Genomic DNA, 20860 nt, shown 5'->3' with positions numbered 1-20860 from the left:
TTGCCCCCGCGATGACAGATTTCTTATGTGACCTGAGTCACATGTTGTCGAGGCTGAAGTGATACCCGAAACCGCTTGCGACTCCAGGTCGCCCGCATGATCTGATGTGGCCTGTGAGGCCTCTGTGAGGCATGCGAAGAAAGCCGTAAGGGTGGGGGACATGAAGGTGGGGGACATGAGGTCGAAGGTGTCGCGGGCGGTGGTGGCCGTCTCGGTCGCGGCCGCGCTGGGGCTCACCGCGGCGTGTGGCGGGGGCGGCGGCGAGGCCGAGGACGCGGAGGCGAAGCCGTCGGCCGCCGGGGACGCGAAGGGCGGACAGGACGGGCAGGACGGGCAGGACGGGGCCGGGAAGGCCGCGCTGACCGAGGCCCAACTGAAGGAGGCGGCCCTCGCGAAGGGGGACGTGAAGGGCTACAAGATCGCCGACATGCCCGCGGAGGACATGCCCGCCGTACCCGTTCCCGCGAACCCGGCCGCCTGCCAGCCGCTCGCGAACATGTTCAACTTCACCTCGGACCCGCAGCCGAAGGCCCGCGCCGGACGCACCGTCACCTCCGAGGACAAGCTCTCCGCGAGCGTCATCTCCCTGGCCCTCGCCGCGCACGAGGAGAGCGACGCCGAGAAGGTCATGGCCGATCTGCGCAAGGCGACGGAGAACTGCGACGGGTACGAGCACGTCGGCAACAAGTACACCGACGTCGAGGCCCGCACCGCCCCGAAGCAGGGCGACGAGGCCGTCGCGTACAAGCTGAAGGCCGACATCGAGGGCGCCAAGATCCCGATGTCCTTCACGGTGGTGCGCAGCGGTTCGACGCTCATCGGGTTCTACTCGATGAACATGCTCGACGCGGACAAGGCCGAGGTGCCGGACGCGATCATCGACGCCCAGGTCGCGAAGCTGGAGAAGGCCGCCGGCTGAGCGGACCACGGCGTGACGAAGGGCCCCGCGGGACGGAAGTCGCGGGGCCCTTCTGCGTCAGCACCGACGTCGGGGCGGCGCCGGTGCCCCGAAGCGGCAACGGGGGGTCGCGCCGCGTGTCGGGATGGTGGATGAGAGGGTCTGCGCCCTGCGCACCGGGGGCGTGCGCCGGGTGTCGACCAGGGGCGGTCGACGGTGTCCTGTTCCGCGATGTCCTTTCCGCGGTGTCCTGTTCCGTGTCGTGAGGCAGGGGTGACGGCCTCCGTAACCGTTCCGGCCACCCTCGGACAGGTTTCCGCCGGTCGGCCCCGGGCGTCCCCGGAGCCGGCCGTTTTCTTGCGTGACCGGGCTGCTGTCCCCTGCCGTCCGGTCACCACCCTGGAGCGAGGTCCCACGGCGCACGGCACGATCCGTGCGCCTCATCGCTCCAGCGGAGCCACGCGTGGTTCTTTCGGGCCCGGACCTGGCTGGCACGGACACCGACACCAACGAAGCGCGGCGGACGACGGTCACGCGCCGTACGGGTGAGAGGCCAGGCGTACGTGCGCCGGTCAGACGCGACCCCGGCACAGCTCCAGCAGGGTCATGGCGAGCGCGGTGCCGGGCTTGCCGAGGGCGTCCCTGTAGTGGCCCAGGACCTCCATCTCGCGGGAGAGGCTCACCCGGCGGCCGCCGGACTCGATCCGGGCCTGCTGGATCACGGTGGAGACCGCCACCCGTTCCTGGACCAGGCCGATGATCCGGTCGTCCAGCGCGTCGATGCGCTCACGGGCACCGGTGATCACATCGGCGGCCTCGGAGGTGTGGGCGCCGGTGATGTCGGTGGCGTAGGTGGCAGCGGCGGTCGTGGCGGTGATGGCGGCGGCGGTGGTGGCGGTGATGGCGGTGGCGGTGGCGGCGGCGGTCGTGGCGGCGGTGGTCATGGGGAGGCTCCTGGTCGGATGAGGCTCCCGGGGCGGCAGGACCGGGAAACGCCAGACGCCCCGGACCTTGTCGGTCCGGGGCGCCTGGGAAAGTCGCTCGTCAGTGACTCAAGCAACACGACCATGGCAGCCGGCGGACCGGATGCCATAGGTAAAGAGGAAGGTCGGGTGCGTGAGCATGGGCGTCAGTATGCCACGGCCCGTCCCGGCCCGGTTCTGCGCCGGGAGGTCCGGGGCGGAGCCCACCGTGGGCCCGCTCCGCCGGGGCGCACCCCGGTAGACTCGACCACACAGACCCCCGCCCCACCGCCGGAAGGCACCCCGTGTCATCAGCGAACCCCGCTGCCGCCGTCCCCGACACCGTCCTGGTCGTCGACTTCGGCGCCCAGTACGCCCAGCTCATCGCCCGACGGGTCCGCGAGGCCCGGGTCTACAGCGAGATCGTGCCGAGCACCATGCCGGTCGCGGAGATGCTCGCCAAGAACCCGGCGGCGATCATCCTCTCCGGCGGCCCCTCCTCGGTCTACGCCGAGGGCGCCCCCCGCCTCGACCGCGCGCTCTTCGAGGCCGGTGTCCCCGTCTTCGGCATGTGCTACGGCTTCCAGCTGATGGCCACCACCCTCGGCGGCACCGTCGACAACACGGGGGCGCGTGAGTACGGCCGTACGCCCCTGCATGTCGCCAAGTCCGGCAGCACCCTCTTCGAGGGCACCCCCGACGAGCAGTCGGTCTGGATGTCCCACGGCGACGCCTGCTCCGCCGCCCCCGAGGGCTTCACCGTCACCGCCTCCACCGACGTCGTCCCGGTCGCCGCCTTCGAGAACGACGAGAAGAAGCTGTACGGCGTCCAGTACCACCCGGAGGTCATGCACTCCACGCACGGCCAGCAGGTCCTGGAGCACTTCCTCTACCGGGGCGCGGGCATCACCCCGAGCTGGACCACCGGCAACGTCATCGAGGAGCAGGTCGAGGCCATCCGCGCGCTGGTCGGCGACAAGCGCGCGATCTGCGGCCTGTCCGGCGGCGTGGACTCAGCGGTCGCCGCGGCCCTCGTCCAGAAGGCCATCGGCTCCCAGCTGACCTGCGTCTACGTCGACCACGGTCTGATGCGCAAGAACGAGACCGAGCAGGTCGAGAAGGACTTCGTCGCCGCGACCGGCGTCCAGCTGAAGGTCGTCGACGCGGAGGAGCGGTTCCTCAAGGCGCTCGCCGGGGTCTCCGACCCCGAGCAGAAGCGGAAGATCATCGGCCGCGAGTTCATCCGCGTCTTCGAGCAGGCGCAGGCGGAGATCATCGCCGACGAGGGCCCCGAGGTCGCCTTCCTCGTCCAGGGCACGCTCTACCCGGACGTCGTCGAGTCCGGCGGCGGCACCGGCACGGCCAACATCAAGTCCCACCACAACGTGGGCGGGCTGCCGGAAGACCTCGAATTCAAGCTGATCGAGCCGCTCCGCCAGCTCTTCAAGGACGAGGTCCGGATGGTCGGCCAGGAGCTGGGGCTCCCGGAGGAGATCGTCCAGCGCCAGCCGTTCCCGGGCCCCGGCCTCGGCATCCGGATCGTCGGTGAGGTCACCAAGGAGCGGCTCGACCTGCTCCGCGAGGCCGATGCCATCGCCCGCGAGGAGCTGACGGCCGCCGGCCTCGACCGCGACATCTGGCAGTGCCCGGTGGTGCTGTTGGCGGACGTCCGGTCCGTCGGCGTCCAGGGCGACGGCCGCACCTACGGCCACCCCATCGTCCTGCGCCCGGTCTCCTCCGAGGACGCCATGACGGCCGACTGGTCCCGGCTGCCGTACGAGGTCCTCGCGAAGATCTCGACCCGGATCACCAACGAGGTCGCGGACGTCAACCGGGTCGTCCTCGACGTGACGAGCAAGCCCCCGGGCACCATCGAGTGGGAGTGAGCCCTTTCTGACCGGGCTCAGGTCCGCTTGAGGGTCCGCACCGGCTCTCCGGGCTTCCAGACCTGGACGACCAGGTACGTGTCGTCCTCGATGTAGGTCCGCACGACCTCCGTCAGCTCGGTGCGGAAGAGGTGGAACGGCTCCGGCGGTTCCACCTCTTCGCCGTACGCCGCCTTGACCGCGGGATCGTCGACCTCGACCGCCCGCCCGCTCAGCCGCACGTCACCGCCGCCCATCTCGGTGCCCGGGCCCGGATTGGCCTGCAGCGAGAAACGGGGGTCGCGGCGCAGATCGAGCGCCTTGAGCGAGTCGGGCATCATGCCCAGCCACAGCTCCCCGTTCACGAACCGGACCTCCAGCCCGGTCGTCCGCGGGGAGCCGTCCCGGCGGAGCGTGGCGAGGACGTGATGGGTGAAGGCGCCGAAGCGCGCCTCGACGGTCTGTGCGAGTTCGGGTTCGGCGGCGACGAACCCGCCCCAGTTCGAAAGATTCTCCGGCATACGTCGAGTCTCGCGCGGATACCCGACAACCACCGTCCGGTTACCCCGAGCGACGTACCGAGCGACATACCGAGCGACGTACGGCGGCGGTTCGACCCGAGCGAACGAGTGCGGTGTGGCGCGCTTCCGTGACTTGCGTAACGGTTGCGCACTCTCTTCACGGGACGGGCCTGTTCTGCCAGGGGAACCGACGGTAACTTCCGATTCGTAAAGGAAGTCACCCTGGAGGACACATGCACGGGCCCACACCGCCCCTGCCCCTACCCACCGACCAGCTCCGGTTCGCGATGCCGCCGATGCACGAGTCGGCGGAGGACGAGCGGCGACACCGCAAGGAACGCCTGGCCGGGGCCCTGCGGACCTTCGGGCGCATGGGGTTCGAGGAAGGCGTCTCGGGGCACATCACCGCGCGCGACCCGGAGTTCAGCGACTGTTTCTGGGTCAATCCGTTCGGGATGCCGTTCAAGCACGTCACGGTGAGTGACCTGGTCCTCGCCAACCAGGACGGACAGGTGATCGAGGGCCGCTATCACGTGAACCAGGCCGCCTTCACCGTCCACGCCCAGGTGCACGCCGCCCGCCCCGACGTCGTCGCGGTCGCGCACTGTCACTCCGTGCACGGCCGCGCGCTGGCCGCGCTCGGCGACCTGCTCGACCCGATCACCCAGGAGTCCTGCGCGTTCTACGAGGACCAGGCGCTCTACGACCACTACACGGGCGTCGCCGTGGACGCGGAGGAGGGCCGCCGCATCGCCGAGGTGCTCGGCAGCCGCAAGGCGCTCGTGCTGCGCAACCACGGTCTGCTGACGGTCGGCGACTCGGTCGACGCGGCGGCATGGTGGTTCCTGTCGATGGAGCGCTCGGCCCAGGTGCAGCTCACCGCCAAGGCCGCGGGCCGGCCCCTGCTGATCGAACACCGGCTGGCCGCGGCGACGCGGGAGCAGGCAGGCGGCGATCTGGTGGCATGGATCAACTATCAGCCGCTGTGGCAGGACATCAGCAGGAGCGAGCCGGATCTGCTGAGCTGACGGGGCCGGCCCGGGGCCCTGGTCTCCGGGCCCGTCCGGGCGGGTCAGAAGTCGCGCAGTACGACCGCCTTCGTGGTGGCGAACTCCTCGTCCGTCAGGACACCCTGGCGGTGGAGTTCGCCCAGCTCGCGGAGGCGACGCAGGAGGACGTCGTGGTGGTCAGGGGTGGGTGGCGGCTCGACGGCGGGCGGCGTGGGCCGGGAGGCGTCCGGGCGGTCGGCGGCGCCGCGGCTGGACGGATGGGGAAGCCGCGCCGTGACCGCCGTGGCGACGAGTGCCGTGAGGAGGTCGCGCCGGGTGCTGCCCCACAGATCGAGGGCGTACGGGTCCCGCTCCGGCGGCAGCTTGGAGAAGACGGTCTCACGCGTCACGAACCGCAGGAACCCGTCCTCGTAACCGGAGTTGGGCAGCCACTCGACCTGCACCAGCTCGCCGACGTCGATGATCCGCGGGCCGGTCGCCCGCTTGACCCGGTCGGAGGTGTCGTTCCAGTCGATCCGCACCCGCGTACCGTCGAACGACACCGTGCCGTCACTGGACCGCACGGACACCGGCACGGGCGGGCCGGGCAGGAGATACACCGTGGCGGGCTCCTTCGGTGTCTGCTCCAGCAGCATGGACTGCCGTATCTCCTCGGCCACGTACTCGGCGATCCCCGAGCGGTCGAGGTCCACCGACAGCCGGTACGGATCGGCCCCCTCCGGCAGCCGCCCCCCGGTGGCCTGCAGCAGCGGATCACTGCCCTCACGAAGCCGCAACCGGAGCCGCCCGCGCTTGCGTTCGGGCTCGTAGACGACACCGGACACCGCCTCCAGCGGCACCGCGATCTCCCCGTACGTCTGCCGGAACAGCGCCACGGAACGGTGCAGGCCCGGCGTGATCCGGACCGTGCTGCCGTCGAAGGCCCAGGCCCCGTCCCGCTGGATGATCTCGGCCATGGTGAGATTCTCCCAGCCGGGTCAACACGGGCACCGGGACTTCACCCCGCCCCTCCCTTGCGCGGAGCGGACCTGCCGGACGCGGTCCGTGTTCCGTACGGCACAATTCGCTGTCATCGCAGGGCATTTGTACGGCCGCACGGCTGTGGGAGCAGGCGGACGTACATGCGAGGCCCGGCGACGGCTGTGAAGTCGTCCACGAGGTCCACGAGGTCCACGAGGTCCACGAAGTTCACGAGGTCCGCGTTCACGAAGTCACGCTCGGAGTCGTCCATGAAAGCGCCGAGCGCGGCACTGTTACGGCGTCGTTGAAGGCGACGGCAAACGGCGACGACAACGGAACGACAACGGCATCGGAACAACAACGGCATCGGTACTGACTTCGCGGACGGTGGACGACAACAACGGTACTGACGGCGGTCATGACGACGGCGGTCATGACGACGGCGGTCATGACGACGGCGGTCATGACGACGGTGGCCATGAAGAGGATGGCCATGAAGAAGATGGCAATGACAACGGCGGCGAATGCCGAGGGACGCGGTCGCGCAGGCGGACGCGGTGCGGGAAGGCGGGCTCGGGCGTGGCGGTGCAGGAGGCGAGAGGGGGCATGGGCGCGGCCCATGAAGGCGGGTGCACGTGCGGGGACTGCCCGCACGGGGCGCGTGCGGGACATCGGCGCGCGGTCGCCGAGTTCCTGATGAAGCGAGAGGAGTTCGCGTCCGGGCAAGGGTTGCCGGCGGCCGTCGCGCACTCCGTGTCCGCCTCCCGCCAGTGGGTCTCGGACGAACTCACCCAGTCCGCGGCCCTCGTCGCCGAACGAGGCCGCGTCGAGGGCGAGGCCTGGCTCGGCCGCCTGTGGCTGCGCACGGCGATCGTCGTCTGGGCCGCCGTCGTGACCCTCCTCCTCGTCCAGTCCCTCACCGCGATCGGCGCGGGCTGGACGGTCGCCCGCACTGCCGGACTGCTGGCCGCCCTCCTGGTGGGTGCGGCACTGACGGGCGCCGGATATCTGCACCGTGCCCGCGGCGGCGCCCTCGCCCCCGTCATCGGTGAGGACAACCGTCTCTCCACCTCCCGTGCGATCGCGGTCGCCTGGGTGCTCTTCGTCGTCTTCGCGATCCTCGTCCTCGTCGGCCGCCTGGCCGCCGCCTCCGAACACCGGGAACGTGACGCCCTCATTGCCGGCCTCGACCTCACCCGCGGCGCGGGCATCGTGACCGTCCTGGCCGTGGTCTGCGGTATCGCGGTCCTGGTCCGCCGCGTCGTCGGCCTCCGGGTCCTCTCCCAACGCCTCCAGAAGGTCCGCGCCCATCGCCCCCGCGCCGCCGACCTCCTCACCGACGACTCCGGTCGGGGCAGTTTCACGGACATCCAGTACGTGATCATCTGCACCGTCGCCCTCACCTTCGCGGCGGTGCGCCTCGCCCGCCGCCCCGACCAACTCCCGGACCTCCCCTGGGGCCTGGCCCTCCTCGTCCTGGTCTCCGCCGCCACCTACGTCGCGGGCAAATACGCCGAGGGCGGCCGTCCCGTCGTCCTGTCCGTCGTCCGCGCCCGCGAGGCCGGCGACCTGGACGCCCCCATCCGCAACGGCGACGACATCGAGATCCGCGGCGCCGGCTTCGTCCCACCCGGCGCACAGACCGCCGACCACCTCTCCCGCATGGTCGTCCGCATCGGCGCCGTCCATGTCCACGTCCCCCTAGTCCCCGTCACCGGCGGCTTCAGCAACCCCACGGACGCCGTCCTCACCGCCCCCGTCCCGGCCGACGTCGAACCCGGCAAGGTCGACGTCCAGGTCGTCACAGCCGCCGGCGTAGAGACCAACCGCTACACGATCGAGGTCTCAGCGGACTGAGCGACCGACGAGAGGAAGGGAAAGGGGGCGACGGGACGGGCGCCGGACAGCCGGGTACCGGGCAGCCCGATGCCGGGTGCCGGGTCGCGTAACTCGAGTGACCTCAGCTTCGGCGGGGTGGCTTGGCCGGCCTGGACCGGTGGCGTGGGGTCTGTCGGATGGGCTGGCCTGGGCCGGTGGCGTGAGGGCCTGGCGAATGGGCCGGTCGACGACCTGCGGCGGGGTCCTTCAGGCCTTGTCGAACATCGCTGGGGTGGCTGCGTTCGGCTGGGGCGGTATCGCGAGCGGGGCCGATGCGTGGGGCGGGGCCGGGCGCCGTGAGGTGAGCGTGGCGGAGTGCAAGGGGGGCGCGCAGCCCCTTGGGATGGGATGGGACGGGTAAGCACGGCGAGGGCGGAGGAACGGTCCCACGAGGCCGCACCCCGACCCCGACAAGCCACCCTGAGCCGGAAAAACACGCCCGAACCATTGAGCACCCCCACCCCTCCGAACGTATCGTCTGTTGAGGGGTCAACGGCACGGCGGACAAGAGGCGGCGCAGACCATGACTCACGGCATTCGCACGGACTCCCACACCCCCTACCTCGACGGTGGCCCCGACTGGCGGGACACAGCCTCCCGCTACGCCCTGCTGCCCCTGCGCGTCTTCCTCGCCATCACCTTCATCTACGCCGGCCTGGACAAACTCACCGACAGTGCGTTCATGTCAGCCTCCGGCTCCGGCTCCATCGGCGACATGATGAGTGCCACCAGGGACTCCTCCGCCATCCCAGCGATGATCGACATGGCCCTCAAGAACCCCGTCGGCTTCGGCTACGCCATCGCCATCGGCGAACTCGCCGTCGGCATCGGCGCCCTCCTCGGCCTCTTCACCCGTCTCGCCGCCTTCGGCGGGGCCCTGATCTCCCTTAGCCTCTGGCTGACAGTCAGCTGGTCGGCATCCCCGTACTACTACGGCAACGACCTCCCTTACCTCATGGCCTGGATCCCCCTGATCCTCGCCGGCGCCCCGGTCCTCTCCGTGGACGCGGCCATCCGCTCCCGCCGCCACGCCGGCAGCAGGCACCGCGCAGGCGCCTACCACTGAGCCCCATGGCACCACCCCGCCCACGGCCCACCGAAGCCACCCGGCAGAGCTTGCGGCAGCACGGCACCAGCCACGGCTCGCAGGTCGCTGCTGCTCACCCTCACCACCCGGCACAGCGCGCGGCCACGGCACCTGCCCACAACGCCCCAGTGACCCCAGCTGGGCCGCCTACACCAGCATGAGTGGGGACCTCTTCGCGAGCCGGACCAGGCTTCCGATCGGCCCGCCACCAGTCTGCGGCCCTCGACCCATGACCGTCCCACGGCCTTGTCCCGCCTGCACTGCGGTACTGGTCGGCCTGGCAGCAGACCGCCATCTCCTCCCCGGGCCGGTGGCGCCCCCCCCAGCCAGACACGTCAAGCCCCGGCTGCCCACAAGCCTCCGCGCGCCGCGCCCAGGACGTCGCCCACTTGCCCCCTCTCAAGCTCCGAGTTGGCCCTTCGCTGCGCCGACCCCGTCGTACCGACCGCCCCGTCGCCCGTCGCCGTCCCGTCCCGCGCCCCCTGTCCGACTGCCGCCCGCCCCGCTCACCGTCTGTTCTCGCAGGCCGCCACGCCTCGTAACTCCGACTTATCCGTGCATGCCCGGCGGCCCTTGCCCACTCTCCGCTGCTCACTCCCTGCACCCCGGCAGTGGCAGCCCATTCCCCATCCCATCCCGCATCCGATCCCCGGCCGCCCAGGAAGACTCATCCCGCAGAACCGCTCGGTCCCGTCGCTCCCTCCGAGTCGGCCGTACCCCCGGGCCCAGTCGCCCCCGAACTCATCGCCGCTCCGGACGGCCCCGCCGCACTCCCATTCCCCGTCGGTCCCGTCGGCCGCCTCCGTTCAGACGTCCGGCGTCCTCGTACCGCGTGGTTCAGGAGACCCACTACTCCCGCCAGACACAGCCCTCCGATCACGAGGGGTATCACGGCGAACCAAGGGGTTACCCAGGCGTCTCTCGCGTCGCCGAGATACACGACGCCGGCAGCGGTGAGGAAGAGGCCGGCTATGAGCTTCCCCGGGCGGAACTCATGACGCAGCACGGGCCACCTCCGCCTGTCCCAGACCCACTTCGAGGTCGATGATGAGCATCCCGCCGCTGCCCGAACCCTTCGCGGGGGACAGCGTCAGCCGATCGCTCCTGTCCGGTGCCACGTCCACGTCCTCCTTGTCGTCACCTGGCAACTGGATGTCACCGAGGCCCACTTCGACGTCGAGACGCACGGTGACGCCCTGCGGGACCACCACCCTCGCCTTGCCCGCGCCCACCTCCACGCTCGTCGTCAGCGTCTCTCCCTTCGGTATGTCCACTCCGGACAGGTCCAGCGTGCCCACGCCGGTCCCCAGCTCATAGCGGGGCGCCACGCTCTTCACGTTTCGCGGTGTCCACTCCGTACGGACCCAGTCGGTGCTGATGTTCGCCGGGAGCGCCGCCGTGCATGCCAGGAGCCCCGCAGTGACCAGGGACAAGAAGATCGACCCTGCTCCCGTGCGGCCGAGGAAGGCGCTCAGGGCTATGCCCAGGCCGAACACGGTCAGCGCGCAGGCCAGGCCGGTCTGCAGGCTGGTGGCAAGAGCCAGGTTCTCCCAGGTCGCTCCGGTGCCGAGTCCGCCGGCGAGCAGAGCGAGCAGGAATATCCAGCCCCCTGTCCACCGCGGACCGCGCGGCTTCGGCGGGCGCGCGGCGCGTATGTCGTGGCGGGAGGGCATGTATCCCCCGGCGATGTTGACCGCTGCCGCCATGTCCCGGTCGCGGGTCGTCCACGGCCCCCACAGATAGCCCGTGCCGCCCACGTGCTTTCCGTCCTTGATGATCGGGTCGCGCCACCAGGAGGGGTAGCCGGACGCCACGGGCGGCGCCTGGGCCTCGGGTGGGGCGTCGGCGACGGCCTGCGCGGCGAGAGGATCGGGGTCGGGGGCTCCGCGCTGTTGCGACCAGTAACCCGCGCCGGCCAGGAGCAGGGAGACGACCACGGAGAAGGTAAGGACGGTCGTGTTGCTCAGCATGGTGAGGAACACACCGCAGCCGACCAGTGCGAAGAGCACGCCCGCGAGGGCCTGGCCGTCGACCCTGCCGGTCAGCAGCTTCCGTACCTCGTTCTCCTCCTCGTCGTCATACGGTATGAACAGCCAGGCGAAGCCGTAGAAGATGAGGCCGAAGCCGCCGGTCGCGGCGAGCACCGCGAGCACCACCCGGAAGATCACCGGATCCATGTCGCACTGACGCCCGAGCCCGGCGCAGACACCGCCCAGCATCTTGTACTGCCGGTCACGGCGGAACTTGTGCGGAGCGGCGGGCACGCCGGCCGGATCCTCAGGGCCGGGGCGCCCCGCCGAGCCCGGAGCGGCCGGGTCGGCCGCTCCGGGGGAGGAGCGGCCGGCAGCTCCGTGAGGGCCGGCGGAGGCCGCCTGATCCGCAGGCGCACCCCCGCTTGTCCCCGCACCCGTGCCCGCCTGCCGGCCCGTGTCCGCGCTCCCGTGTGCGCGCGGCTCCTCTGCGCCTGTGCCCGGCGAGGGCACGGCGTCCTGCGGCTCGGTCATGGGCCGCCGGGCGTCCGGACCCGAGCCGGGGCCCGGCTCCGCTGCCGCGTGCTGGTGATCCGTCATGCGTCCATCGTGACCGCCGAGCCGGTCCGATGGCAGTCGGGACGACCCTGGTCGAACCCTGATATCCGTCCGGGGATGTGTTCGATCACGCCTGGGCCGAAGATCAGGGACGTCTCGGGGACCGACCCTGATGCCTCGATCCGCCGTGCGTGTGAATATCGATGGCATGCCGGAAGCCGCAGCACTGCCAGTCGACACTCCGCGGCCCCCGCGCAAGCTCTACCGCAGCAGCGACGGACGCTGGCTCGGAGGCGTGGCGCGAGGGCTCGCCGGACATCTTGGGCTGCCCGTGACCTGGGTGCGGCTCGTGTTCGCCGGCCTCTTTCTCGCGGACGGCCTCGGTGCCCTGGTCTACGCGGCGTTCTGGTTCTTCGTCCCGCTCGGTGTGGGAGGCGTCGACAACCAGCGGCCGCCGGCCATCGCCACCGAGACCTCGCCCGACGGCCGCCGCAGACTCGTGGCCCGCAAACCCGACCGCGGCCAGATAGTCGCCCTCCTCCTCATGGTCGTCGTGGCCATGGTCTTCGTCGGCAATGTGGACCTCGGCGAGGCCGCCCGGGCGTATCTCTGGCCGACCGTGCTCGTCGCGGCGGGTGTCGCCCTGGTCTGGCGTCAGGCGGACAACGCGCGGCGCGCCCGCTGGGCCGAGGTCGGCCGACGGCGGCGCACGATCACGCTCCTCCGCTCCGTGGCCGGTGTCCTCCTGGTCACCGCGGGCGTGTCCGGGATATTCGTCCTGCAGGGCTCGGCCGCCCACCTGGGCTCGGTGCTGCAGGCCGCGCTCGCGGTCCTCGTGGGCATAACGCTGCTGGCAGGCCCGTACCTCGTCCGTATGACCCAGGACCTCTCCGAGGAGCGCCTGATGCGTATCCGCGCCCAAGAACGCGCGGAGGTAGCGGCCCACGTCCACGACTCGGTGCTCCACACGCTGACACTGATACAGCGCAATGCGGACAGCCCGAACGAGGTCCGCCGCCTCGCCCGAGCCCAGGAGCGCGACCTGCGGAACTGGCTGTACAAACCCGAGGGCACAGGAAAGGACGAGGACGACGAGCCGGACACCCTCGCCGAGGCCGTGCGGCGGAACGCCGCGGAGGTCGAGGACAAGCACGGCGTTCCCATAGAGGTGGTCGTCGTGGGGGACTGTCCCCTCGACGAAGGACTGACCGCGCAGATGCAGGCCGCGCGCGAGGCGATGGTGAACGCCGCCAAGTACGGTGGCGAGGGCGGCGCCGTGCAGGTCTTCGCCGAGGTCGAGGGAAGGACGGTCTTCGTGTCCGTCCGCGATCGAGGCCCGGGCTTCGATCTCGACTCGATACCCGCCGACCGCATGGGCGTCAGAGAATCGATCATCGGCCGCATGGAGCGCAACGGAGGCACGGCACGGCTCCGCGCCGTACCGGACGGCGGCACGGAGGTCGAGTTGGAGATGGAGAGGGCGGAGACGACGTCATGAGTGACGCGAACGGGGCGAACGACCTTGCCGCACAGGGCGGTTCGGGCACTGAGCCGAACGGGGGCCAGAGAGGCGAGGCCGCGAGAGGCGAGGCCGCGAGAGGCACGGATGCGGCTGAGGGCGTGCCCGGCGAGTCCGGCCGCCCCGATACACCCGCCACGGCCAGCACGGCCGGCGATACCGGTGTGACCGCCGCACCTGGAAAGTCCGCCACGGCCGGGCAGTCCGCTGCGACCGAAGGCGGGGCCGGGGCCGGTGTCTCCGGGGCCGGGCGGTACGTCCGGGTCGTGCTGGTGGACGATCACCGGATGTTCCGTACGGGAGTGCGGGCCGAGATCGGGCAGACGGACCGTACGGGGGTGGAGGTCGTCGGGGAGGCACCCGACGTCGACCAGGCGGTCTCGGTGATCACGAGCACGCGGCCCGAGGTGGTGCTCCTCGATGTGCATCTGCCCGGCGGGGGAGGCGTCGAAGTGCTGCGCCGTTGTTCTGCGTTGATGTCGGACGCCGAACAGCCCGTCCGGTTCCTCGCGCTGTCCGTGTCGGACGCGGCGGAGGATGTGATCGGTGTGATCCGGGGTGGGGCGCGCGGCTATGTCACCAAGACGATCACCGGCTCCGATCTCGTGAACTCCATCTTCCGGGTGCAGGAGGGTGACGCCGTCTTCTCCCCACGCCTGGCCGGCTTCGTCCTGGACGCCTTTGCCTCTACAGACGCCCCGCCCGTCGACGAGGACCTCGACCGACTCACCCAGCGCGAGCGCGAGGTGCTGCGTCTCATCGCCCGCGGGTATGCGTACAAGGAGATCGCCAAGCAGCTCTACATCTCGGTGAAGACGGTGGAGTCCCATGTGTCCGCCGTGCTGCGGAAGCTGCAGCTCTCCAACCGGCACGAGCTGACGAGATGGGCGACGGCACGACGCTTGGTGTGAGGGATGGGCGCAGGTGCCGACATCGGCACGAGCGCTGGCATTGGCACCAGCGCTGGGCGGTGGCGCTGGCACCGGCGTTGGCACTGGCACCGATGGTGCGGGCGCCAGGTCGGTCTGGGCGGCGTCGCCTTCGAGGTCGATCTCGCCCTGACCGGCTGACCGGCTGACCCGCTGACCGTGCCTCCGGTCAGCCGGAGGCTGGCCCGTCTGCCGGACCCTCCGTGCCCCCGGCCAGCGGAAGCAGGCCCGTGCTGCCGGACCGTTCGTGCCGCCGGGCATCCATGCCTCGGCGTCCGGCAGCCGCCCGACGCCACCCACCAGCGCGAGGCAGCCGCCCCGTGCTGTTCGCTCCGTCTCGCTCCGTCCCGCCCGGCCGGAGGCGTCCGCTCAGGCCACCCTTGTTGCCCCCGCGTACGGCATCTCGTCGAGCGGGGCCACGCGTACCGGGGCGGAGGGGTTCGGGGCGTGGATCATCTGGCCGTTGCCGATGTAGATGCCCACGTGGCTGATGCCGGAGTAGTAGAAGACCAGGTCGCCGGGGAGGAGTTCGGAACGGGAGACGCGGCGGCCGGCGTTGATCTGGGAGTAGGTGGTGCGGGGGAGGGAGACGCCGGCGGCGCGGTAGGCGGCCAGGGTGAGACCGGAGCAGTCGAAGGCGTTGGGGCCGGTGGCGCCCCAGACGTACGGACTGCCGAGCTTGGAGAAGGCGTAGGAGACGGCCGCTGCGGCGCGGGAGTCGGGGGCGTCGGCGGTGGCGGAGACGGGGGAGACCGGGCCGGTGAGGTCGCGCCGGGGCGAGGTGGAGGAGCGGGAGGCGTGCCCCGTGCTGCCGCCCGCGGTGTCGAACCGTGCCCGGTCCTCACTGGTGAGCCGGCCGAGCAGCTGCCGTGCGTCGGACAGCTTCGAGGTGACCGTCTTCTTGTGCCGCTTCAGCTCCGTCTGCCGGGTCTTGAGTGCGCCCAGTTCGACCCGGGCGGCCCCGCGCAGCCGTTCGATCTCCAGCAACTGCTTCCGCACACTCGCCACATCCGCCGACTGCCGGCTGCCGACCCGCTCGGCGAGGGCGGCGCCGTCCAGGTACTGGTCAGGGTCGGCGGAGAGCGCGAGCTGCCAGGAAGGGTCGATGCCCCCGCGCCGGTACTGCGCCGCCGCCAGCGAACCCAGCTCGTCCCGTGCGGAGTTGAGCCGCTCGGTGCGGCGGGCGGCCTGGTCGCGCAGCTCTTCGAGGTTCTCCTGCGCTGTGTCGGCCTTCTCCTTCGCGCCGTTGTACTTCTCGGTGGCGACCTCGGCCTCTTGGAACAGCTTGTTCACTTTCGCCCTGACCTGGTCAGGCGTGAGCTGGGGGTCGGCGTGCCCGGTGCCGTCGAAACCCGTCGCGGTCGCCGCGCCCGCGAGGGCGAAGGTCGCGGCCGTGCGGACCGTGTGGCCGCCGAGTGAGCGCTGTCTGGGCTTGCGGTGCGCTGCCACGTGGAGTCCATGTCCTCTCCGTACGACCGCCGTCCGCGGTACGGACATCGTCCGACCGTACGGACCGCCTGGGGGGAGCGGTGACGCGTCCGGCGGCGGCCCGCACAGGGGGAGCGGGACGCCGCCGGACCTTCTCGGCGGTGGTGTCCGACTGCCGCCCCTGGCCGGGCGGCGGTGGGGAGCCGGTCACCTGAGGGAGGACGCTAAACCTGGGCGTGAGGGCACGGTAACGCGTTGTACGGAAGTGGCGTGCACCGACCACGAGGTGACCGTATGTGACCGTGATCCCGTCCTGGCGTCGCCGACTTCACGCTGCGCGATGACCGATACGGTCATTTCGGACCTGCCGGGAGGGCCGCGATGCTATGCGGCGCATATATGCAAGATCGTCACGGCCCCGCCGGATGCCCTCGTGCCGGTGCCCTCGTGTCGGATGTGTGCATGCCGGATGTCTTCGCGCGGGAGAACTTCGTGCCGGAGATTCGCGAAAGGCCATGCCCCCCGGAGGCCGCTTGCGGCCACCTTTCCCCGTGAGATGGAACGGCCCCCGCGCCCGGCCTACCGCGGACCCCTCATTAGGCTCCGCGCATGGACGTACTCATCCACATCCTCGTCGCCCTCCACATCATCGGCATCGCCTCCCTCCTGGGCGGTTTCCTGACCCAGATGAAGGCCATGGGCCAGGGCACCGCCCGCTTCGTCCCCGCGATGCTCCACGGCGCCCTCACCATGCTCGTCACCGGTGTGCTCCTCGTCGGCCTCAACCAGGCGGACGATCAACCCGTCGACAACATCAAGATCGGCGTCAAACTCGCACTGCTGATCGTGATCCTGGGACTGGTCTACGTGAAACGGGACGAAGAGACGGTGGAGAAGCCGCTGTTCGGCCTGGTGGGCGCGCTGACCATCGCGAACATCTTCATCGCGGTGCTCTGGACCTGACGGCGCGCCCCCGGGTCGACCGTGCGGCTACGCAGGCCGCACCACGCTGTGCACCGACGACTCGCCGTCGTGGAAGACCGACTCCTCGCGGACGTAGGTGCCCGGCTTCGGGGCGTGGATCATCATGCCGTTGCCTATGTAGAGGCCGACATGGCCGATGTTGTCGTAGAAGAAGACCAGGTCGCCGGGCCTGGCCTCGGCGAGGGGGACCGTGGTGCCGGCGGTGAGCTGATCGAAGGTGGTGCGGGGGAGGTCGACGCCGGCGGCCTTCCAGGCGGCCTGGGTGAGCCCGGAGCAGTCGTAGGAGCCGGGGCCGGTGGCGCCCCAGACGTACGGCTTGCCGATCTGCGCGCGGGCGAAGGCGATGGCCCTGTCGGCCTTCGCGGCATAGGTGAAGTCCTCGGCCGGGAGGGTGGTCCCGGAGGTGGCGCCGGTGGACGTCTCCGTGCCGGTGGACGTGTCCTCCCAGGTGTCCTGCGATCCCTGGCCTTCCTGCGATCCCCGGCCTGGCTGTTGTGATCCCTGGCCTTCCTGCGATCCCTGACCCTCCTGGGCAGGCGGGGCTTCCCGCGTCTCCACGGTCGTCGCCCGTGCCGCCTGCTGTCGCGCGAGTTCCTCCGCCTTGCGGTCGGCCTCCTCCCGCTCGCGCTGTTCGATCGCGGCGAGCCGGGCCCTCTCCTCGGCGGTGAGGCCGGCGAGCAGCTCACGGGCCTGGGCGAGCTTCGCCTGGACCTTGGCCTTGCCGGCCTTGAGCCTGTTCTGCGACTCGGTGAGCTGTTCGAGGCTGTCGCTCGCCTCCTGGCGCTGATCCGCCGCCTCGGCCTGCTCGGTGACGTACGCGCCGACGGCCTCCTGCCGGCGGTCTGCCGAACGGTCCGTCAACTGGTTCTGGTCGAGGTAGCCCTGCGGGTCGCCCGCCAGCAGCGGCGAGGCCAGGTCGGGGGCCGCCGCGCCCGTGCGGTACTGGGGCGCGGTGAAGGAACCGAGTTCCTCCCGCGTCTCGTTGAGCTTCTCCGTGCGCTTGGCGACGCCGTCGAGAAGGGTGTCGACCTGTTTCTTCTGCCTGGCCGTCTTCTCCTTGGCCCCGTAGTAGTTCTCGGTCGCCGAACCGGCCTGGCGGTAGAGGGCGTCGACCTTCTTCTCGACTTCCTCCAGGCTCGGCTTGTCGTCGGTCGAGGGCGCGGCCGTGGCGGTGCCCGACTGGGAGAGCAGGGCCACCGAGGTGAGGGCGGCGGTGGCGAGAGCGGGGGTGCGTATGCCCGCGCGCGTTCCGGCCGGACGCGGCTTGCGGTGCGGCGCCATGGTGCGGCGTCTCCTTCCGTTGTCCGCCTACCGAGTTAGCTGTCGGGTTCGGGCGCAAGCTTCGGAAGGTTTGCCCTACGGCCCTCGCCGCGCGCGGCGGTCGGGTCGATTCACCCCGGAGAACGGTGGGTCCCCGGCTCCGGGCGCCTCGGGGAGGCGTACCGGACTCGGCGGAGGTCGTGCGGCCCGGCGACGTTCGCCGGTTGGGTCGTACGGCCCAGAAGAAAAAGTTAGCCAACTCGTGTGGCTCGTGTGAAGGTTGATGTGCGATATGCCCGATACGTTTTCGTGACCTTAGCCTCTTCGGCGCGACAAACGGTAGGCTCGATCGCTCACCGTCGCACGGCGGTCGCGGTAGGTGGCGGGGGCGGACTTTCCGGGGCGGCCTCTCGCTGTCAGTGCGGGCGCCTAGACTCGGAGAGCGATGAGCAGCCTCTTTGACGACAGCTTCCTGGCGGACCTCCAGGCCCCCCGCGGCCATGCGGAGGAGCCCCCGCCGCCACCCGAGGACGATCACGTACCGGAGCCGCTTCCGGACGATCTGTTCGGTGGGAAGTTCGACGTGCCCCCGGACCGGGACGCGTACTACCGCGACGGAGCCCCCCGTCCCGCCCTGGACGCGGCGGCCCTCCTGGACGGGCTGAACGAGAACCAGCGCGCGGCCGTGGTCCACGCGGGTTCGCCCCTGCTTATCGTGGCCGGAGCCGGCTCCGGCAAGACCCGGGTGCTCACCCACCGCATCGCGCACCTGCTCGGCGAGCGGCGCGTCCACCCGGGCCAGATCCTCGCGATCACCTTCACCAACAAGGCCGCGGGCGAGATGAAGGAGCGCGTCGAGCAGCTCGTCGGACCGCGCGCGAACGCGATGTGGGTCATGACCTTCCACAGCGCGTGTGTACGGATCCTGCGGCGCGAGTCGAAGAAGCTTGGCTTCACGTCCTCCTTCTCGATCTACGACGCCGCCGACAGCAAGCGCCTGATGGCGCTCGTCTGCCGTGACCTGGACCTCGATCCGAAGCGTTTCCCGCCCAAGTCCTTCAGCGCCAAGATCTCGAATCTGAAGAACGAGCTGATCGACGAGGAGGACTTCGCCGCCCAGGCCACCGACGGCTTCGAGAAGACCCTCGCCCAGGCCTACGCGCTCTACCAGTCCCGCCTCCGTGAGGCGAACGCGCTCGACTTCGACGACCTGATCATGACGACGGTCAATCTGCTGCGCGCCTTCCCCGATGTCGCCGAGCACTACCGCCGCCGCTTCCGCCACGTCCTCGTGGACGAGTACCAGGACACCAACCACGCCCAGTACGCTCTGGTCAGAGAGCTGGTCGGCACCTCCGAGCACCCCGTGGACGTGCCGCCCAACGAGTGGGACGTACCGCCCGCCGAACTCTGTGTCGTGGGTGACGCCGACCAGTCGATCTACGCCTTCCGTGGCGCGACCATCCGCAACATCCTCCAGTTCGAGGAGGACTACCCGGACGCGACGACGATCCTGCTGGAGCAGAACTACCGCTCCACCCAGACGATCCTGAGCGCGGCCAATGCGGTCATCGAGCGCAACGAGTCCCGCCGCCCGAAGAACCTGTGGACGAACGCGGGCGCGGGCGCGCAGATCACCGGCTATGTCGCCGACACCGAGCACGACGAGGCCCAGTTCGTCGCCGACGAGATAGACCGGTTGACGGACGCGGGCGACGCGAAGGCCGGCGACGTCGCCGTCTTCTACCGTACGAACGCCCAGTCCCGTGTCTTCGAAGAGGTGTTCATCCGCGTCGGCCTGCCCTACAAGGTCGTCGGCGGCGTCCGCTTCTACGAGCGCAAGGAGGTCCGGGACGTCCTCGCGTATCTGCGGGTCCTCGCCAACCCGGAGGACTCGGTCCCGTTGCGCCGCATCCTCAACGTCCCCAAGCGCGGCATCGGCGACCGCGCGGAGGCGATGATCGACGCCCTGTCGCAGCGCGAGAAGATCAGCTTCCCGCAGGCGCTGAAGCGCGTCGACGAGGCCTACGGCATGGCGGCCCGGTCCACGAACGCGGTCAAGCGGTTCAACACGCTGATGGAGGACCTGCGGACCGTCGTGGAGTCCGGCGCCGGACCGGCGACCATCCTGGAGGCGGTCCTCGAACGGACCGGCTATCTGGCCGAGTTGCAGGCCTCCACCGACCCCCAGGACGAGACCCGCATCGAGAACCTCCAGGAACTCGCCGCCGTCGCGCTGGAGTTTGAGCAGGAGGCCACGGCCGCGGAAGGCGAGGGTGAGAGCGAGGCGGCAGCCGCGACGCCCGTCGGGCTCCCCGCCTTCCTGGAGCGGGTGGCGCTGGTCGCCGACTCCGACCAGATCCCCGACGACGAGGCGGACGGCTCGGGCGTCATCACGCTCATGACCCTCCACACCGCCAAGGGCCTGGAGTTCCCGGTCGTCTTCCTCACCGGCATGGAGGACGGCGTCTTCCCGCACATGCGCGCCCTCGGCCAGACCAAGGAGCTGGAGGAGGAGCGCCGCCTGGCGTACGTCGGCATCACCCGCGCGCGGGAACGGCTCTACCTCACCCGGTCCACCCTCCGCAGCGCCTGGGGCCAGCCTTCGTACAACCCGCCGTCCCGCTTCCTGGAAGAGATCCCGGCCACACACCTGGAGTGGAAGCGCACGGGTGCCTCCGCGCCGGTGTCCTCGGGTCCGGCCTCCGGGATCGCGTCCTCGCTGTCGTCGTCCCGTTCCCGTTCCTCGGCCTCCGGAGCGTCCGGCTTCGCGACCCGCCGCAGCAACGAGAAGCCGGTGGTCTCGCTCGCCGTGGGCGACCGCGTCACCCACGACCAGTTCGGCCTCGGCACGGTCGTCGGCGTCGGGGGCACGGGCGCGAACGCGGAGGCGACGATCGACTTCGGCGACACCAAGCCGAAGCGGCTGCTGCTGCGGTACGCACCGGTGGAGAAGCTGTAGCGGTGGTCGGTCGCCGCGTGACACACCTCGGGCCCCTGCGTTCGGCAGGGGCCCGTTCTTCGTTCTCGC

At 70.6% G+C, this 20860-nt stretch carries 17 protein-coding genes and 1 riboswitch; of the genes, 9 read left to right on the top strand and 8 right to left on the bottom strand.

What is annotated here, in order from left to right; translation table 11 throughout:
• Positions 1-175 precede the first annotated feature (175 nt).
• Positions 176-919: a hypothetical protein gene (locus tag ACWCRJ_RS08255; RefSeq protein ID WP_450938543.1), complete on the top strand. Its 744-nt coding sequence runs from the start codon at positions 176-178 to the stop codon at positions 917-919.
• Between the two features lie 551 nt (positions 920-1470).
• Here ACWCRJ_RS08255 and ACWCRJ_RS08250 read toward each other — a convergent pair.
• On the bottom strand, positions 1471-1842 hold the full coding sequence (locus ACWCRJ_RS08250) for a chorismate mutase (protein ID WP_450938542.1): 372 nt from the start codon (positions 1840-1842) through the stop codon (positions 1471-1473).
• A gap of 323 nt (positions 1843-2165) precedes the next feature.
• On the opposite strand from ACWCRJ_RS08250, the gene guaA reads away from it, so the two are divergent.
• Positions 2166-3746, top strand: a complete 1581-nt coding sequence (guaA, locus tag ACWCRJ_RS08245) for a glutamine-hydrolyzing GMP synthase (RefSeq protein WP_450938541.1) — start codon at positions 2166-2168, stop codon at positions 3744-3746.
• A 17-nt stretch (positions 3747-3763) separates the two neighbouring features.
• On the opposite strand, the gene ACWCRJ_RS08240 is transcribed toward guaA, so the two are convergent.
• A complete protein-coding gene (locus ACWCRJ_RS08240) occupies positions 3764-4246 on the bottom strand; it encodes a pyridoxamine 5'-phosphate oxidase family protein (RefSeq protein ID WP_450938540.1) in 483 nt (160 codons plus the stop codon).
• A 233-nt stretch (positions 4247-4479) separates the two neighbouring features.
• On the opposite strand from ACWCRJ_RS08240, the gene ACWCRJ_RS08235 reads away from it, so the two are divergent.
• Complete coding sequence (locus ACWCRJ_RS08235; RefSeq protein WP_450938539.1) at positions 4480-5274, top strand: class II aldolase/adducin family protein; 795 nt, start codon at positions 4480-4482, stop codon at positions 5272-5274.
• 44 nt (positions 5275-5318) lie between these two features.
• Here the strand turns inward: ACWCRJ_RS08235 and ACWCRJ_RS08230 are convergent, their stop codons facing one another.
• The 3 genes from ACWCRJ_RS08230 to ACWCRJ_RS08220 all read right to left on the bottom strand — a co-directional run bounded on the left by ACWCRJ_RS08230 (position 5319) and on the right by ACWCRJ_RS08220 (position 6711).
• A complete protein-coding gene (locus tag ACWCRJ_RS08230) occupies positions 5319-6212 on the bottom strand; it encodes a DUF4429 domain-containing protein (protein WP_450938538.1) in 894 nt (297 codons plus the stop codon).
• A gap of 113 nt (positions 6213-6325) precedes the next feature.
• Entirely contained in the window at positions 6326-6463 is a 138-nt protein-coding gene (locus tag ACWCRJ_RS08225; RefSeq protein WP_450938537.1) for a hypothetical protein, read from the bottom strand.
• Entirely contained in the window at positions 6460-6711 is a 252-nt protein-coding gene (locus ACWCRJ_RS08220; protein WP_450938536.1) for a hypothetical protein, read from the bottom strand. The genes ACWCRJ_RS08225 and ACWCRJ_RS08220 overlap by 4 nt, the downstream gene beginning before the upstream one ends.
• Positions 6712-6822: 111 nt before the next feature.
• Between ACWCRJ_RS08220 and ACWCRJ_RS08215 the strand changes: the two genes are divergently transcribed.
• Complete coding sequence (locus ACWCRJ_RS08215) at positions 6823-8073, top strand: hypothetical protein (RefSeq protein ID WP_450938535.1); 1251 nt, start codon at positions 6823-6825, stop codon at positions 8071-8073.
• A 544-nt stretch (positions 8074-8617) separates the two neighbouring features.
• Positions 8618-9160 carry a DoxX family protein gene (locus ACWCRJ_RS08210; protein WP_401610393.1) on the top strand — a complete coding sequence of 181 codons (543 nt, stop codon included), beginning with the start codon at positions 8618-8620 and terminating at the stop codon, positions 9158-9160.
• 1013 nt (positions 9161-10173) lie between these two features.
• On the opposite strand, the gene ACWCRJ_RS08205 is transcribed toward ACWCRJ_RS08210, so the two are convergent.
• On the bottom strand, positions 10174-11751 hold the full coding sequence (locus ACWCRJ_RS08205) for a PspC domain-containing protein (protein ID WP_450938534.1): 1578 nt from the start codon (positions 11749-11751) through the stop codon (positions 10174-10176).
• Between the two features lie 166 nt (positions 11752-11917).
• Between ACWCRJ_RS08205 and ACWCRJ_RS08200 the strand changes: the two genes are divergently transcribed.
• Positions 11918-13207: an ATP-binding protein gene (locus tag ACWCRJ_RS08200; protein WP_046917654.1), complete on the top strand. Its 1290-nt coding sequence runs from the start codon at positions 11918-11920 to the stop codon at positions 13205-13207.
• A 122-nt stretch (positions 13208-13329) separates the two neighbouring features.
• Positions 13330-14139, top strand: coding sequence for a LuxR C-terminal-related transcriptional regulator (locus tag ACWCRJ_RS08195; protein ID WP_450938676.1), 810 nt, complete (start codon positions 13330-13332; stop codon positions 14137-14139).
• A gap of 387 nt (positions 14140-14526) precedes the next feature.
• Here ACWCRJ_RS08195 and ACWCRJ_RS08190 read toward each other — a convergent pair whose 3' ends face one another.
• Positions 14527-15606: an NlpC/P60 family protein gene (locus tag ACWCRJ_RS08190; protein ID WP_450938533.1), complete on the bottom strand. Its 1080-nt coding sequence runs from the start codon at positions 15604-15606 to the stop codon at positions 14527-14529.
• A gap of 588 nt (positions 15607-16194) precedes the next feature.
• On the opposite strand from ACWCRJ_RS08190, the gene ACWCRJ_RS08185 reads away from it, so the two are divergent.
• Positions 16195-16548 (top strand): hypothetical protein, encoded by a 354-nt coding sequence (locus ACWCRJ_RS08185; protein ID WP_005481106.1) that lies wholly within the window; start codon positions 16195-16197, stop codon positions 16546-16548.
• Between the two features lie 27 nt (positions 16549-16575).
• On the opposite strand, the gene ACWCRJ_RS08180 is transcribed toward ACWCRJ_RS08185, so the two are convergent.
• On the bottom strand, positions 16576-17850 hold the full coding sequence (locus ACWCRJ_RS08180) for an NlpC/P60 family protein (protein ID WP_450938532.1): 1275 nt from the start codon (positions 17848-17850) through the stop codon (positions 16576-16578).
• 9 nt (positions 17851-17859) lie between these two features.
• Positions 17860-18033, bottom strand: a riboswitch (cyclic di-AMP (ydaO/yuaA leader).
• 241 nt (positions 18034-18274) lie between these two features.
• Between ACWCRJ_RS08180 and pcrA the strand changes: the two genes are divergently transcribed.
• Complete coding sequence (gene pcrA, locus ACWCRJ_RS08175) at positions 18275-20791, top strand: DNA helicase PcrA (RefSeq protein WP_450938531.1); 2517 nt, start codon at positions 18275-18277, stop codon at positions 20789-20791.
• Positions 20792-20860 lie beyond the last annotated feature (69 nt).

Source organism: Streptomyces sp. NPDC002324 (genome assembly GCF_053593335.1).
This window is presented reverse-complemented; position numbering and strand designations above follow the sequence as displayed.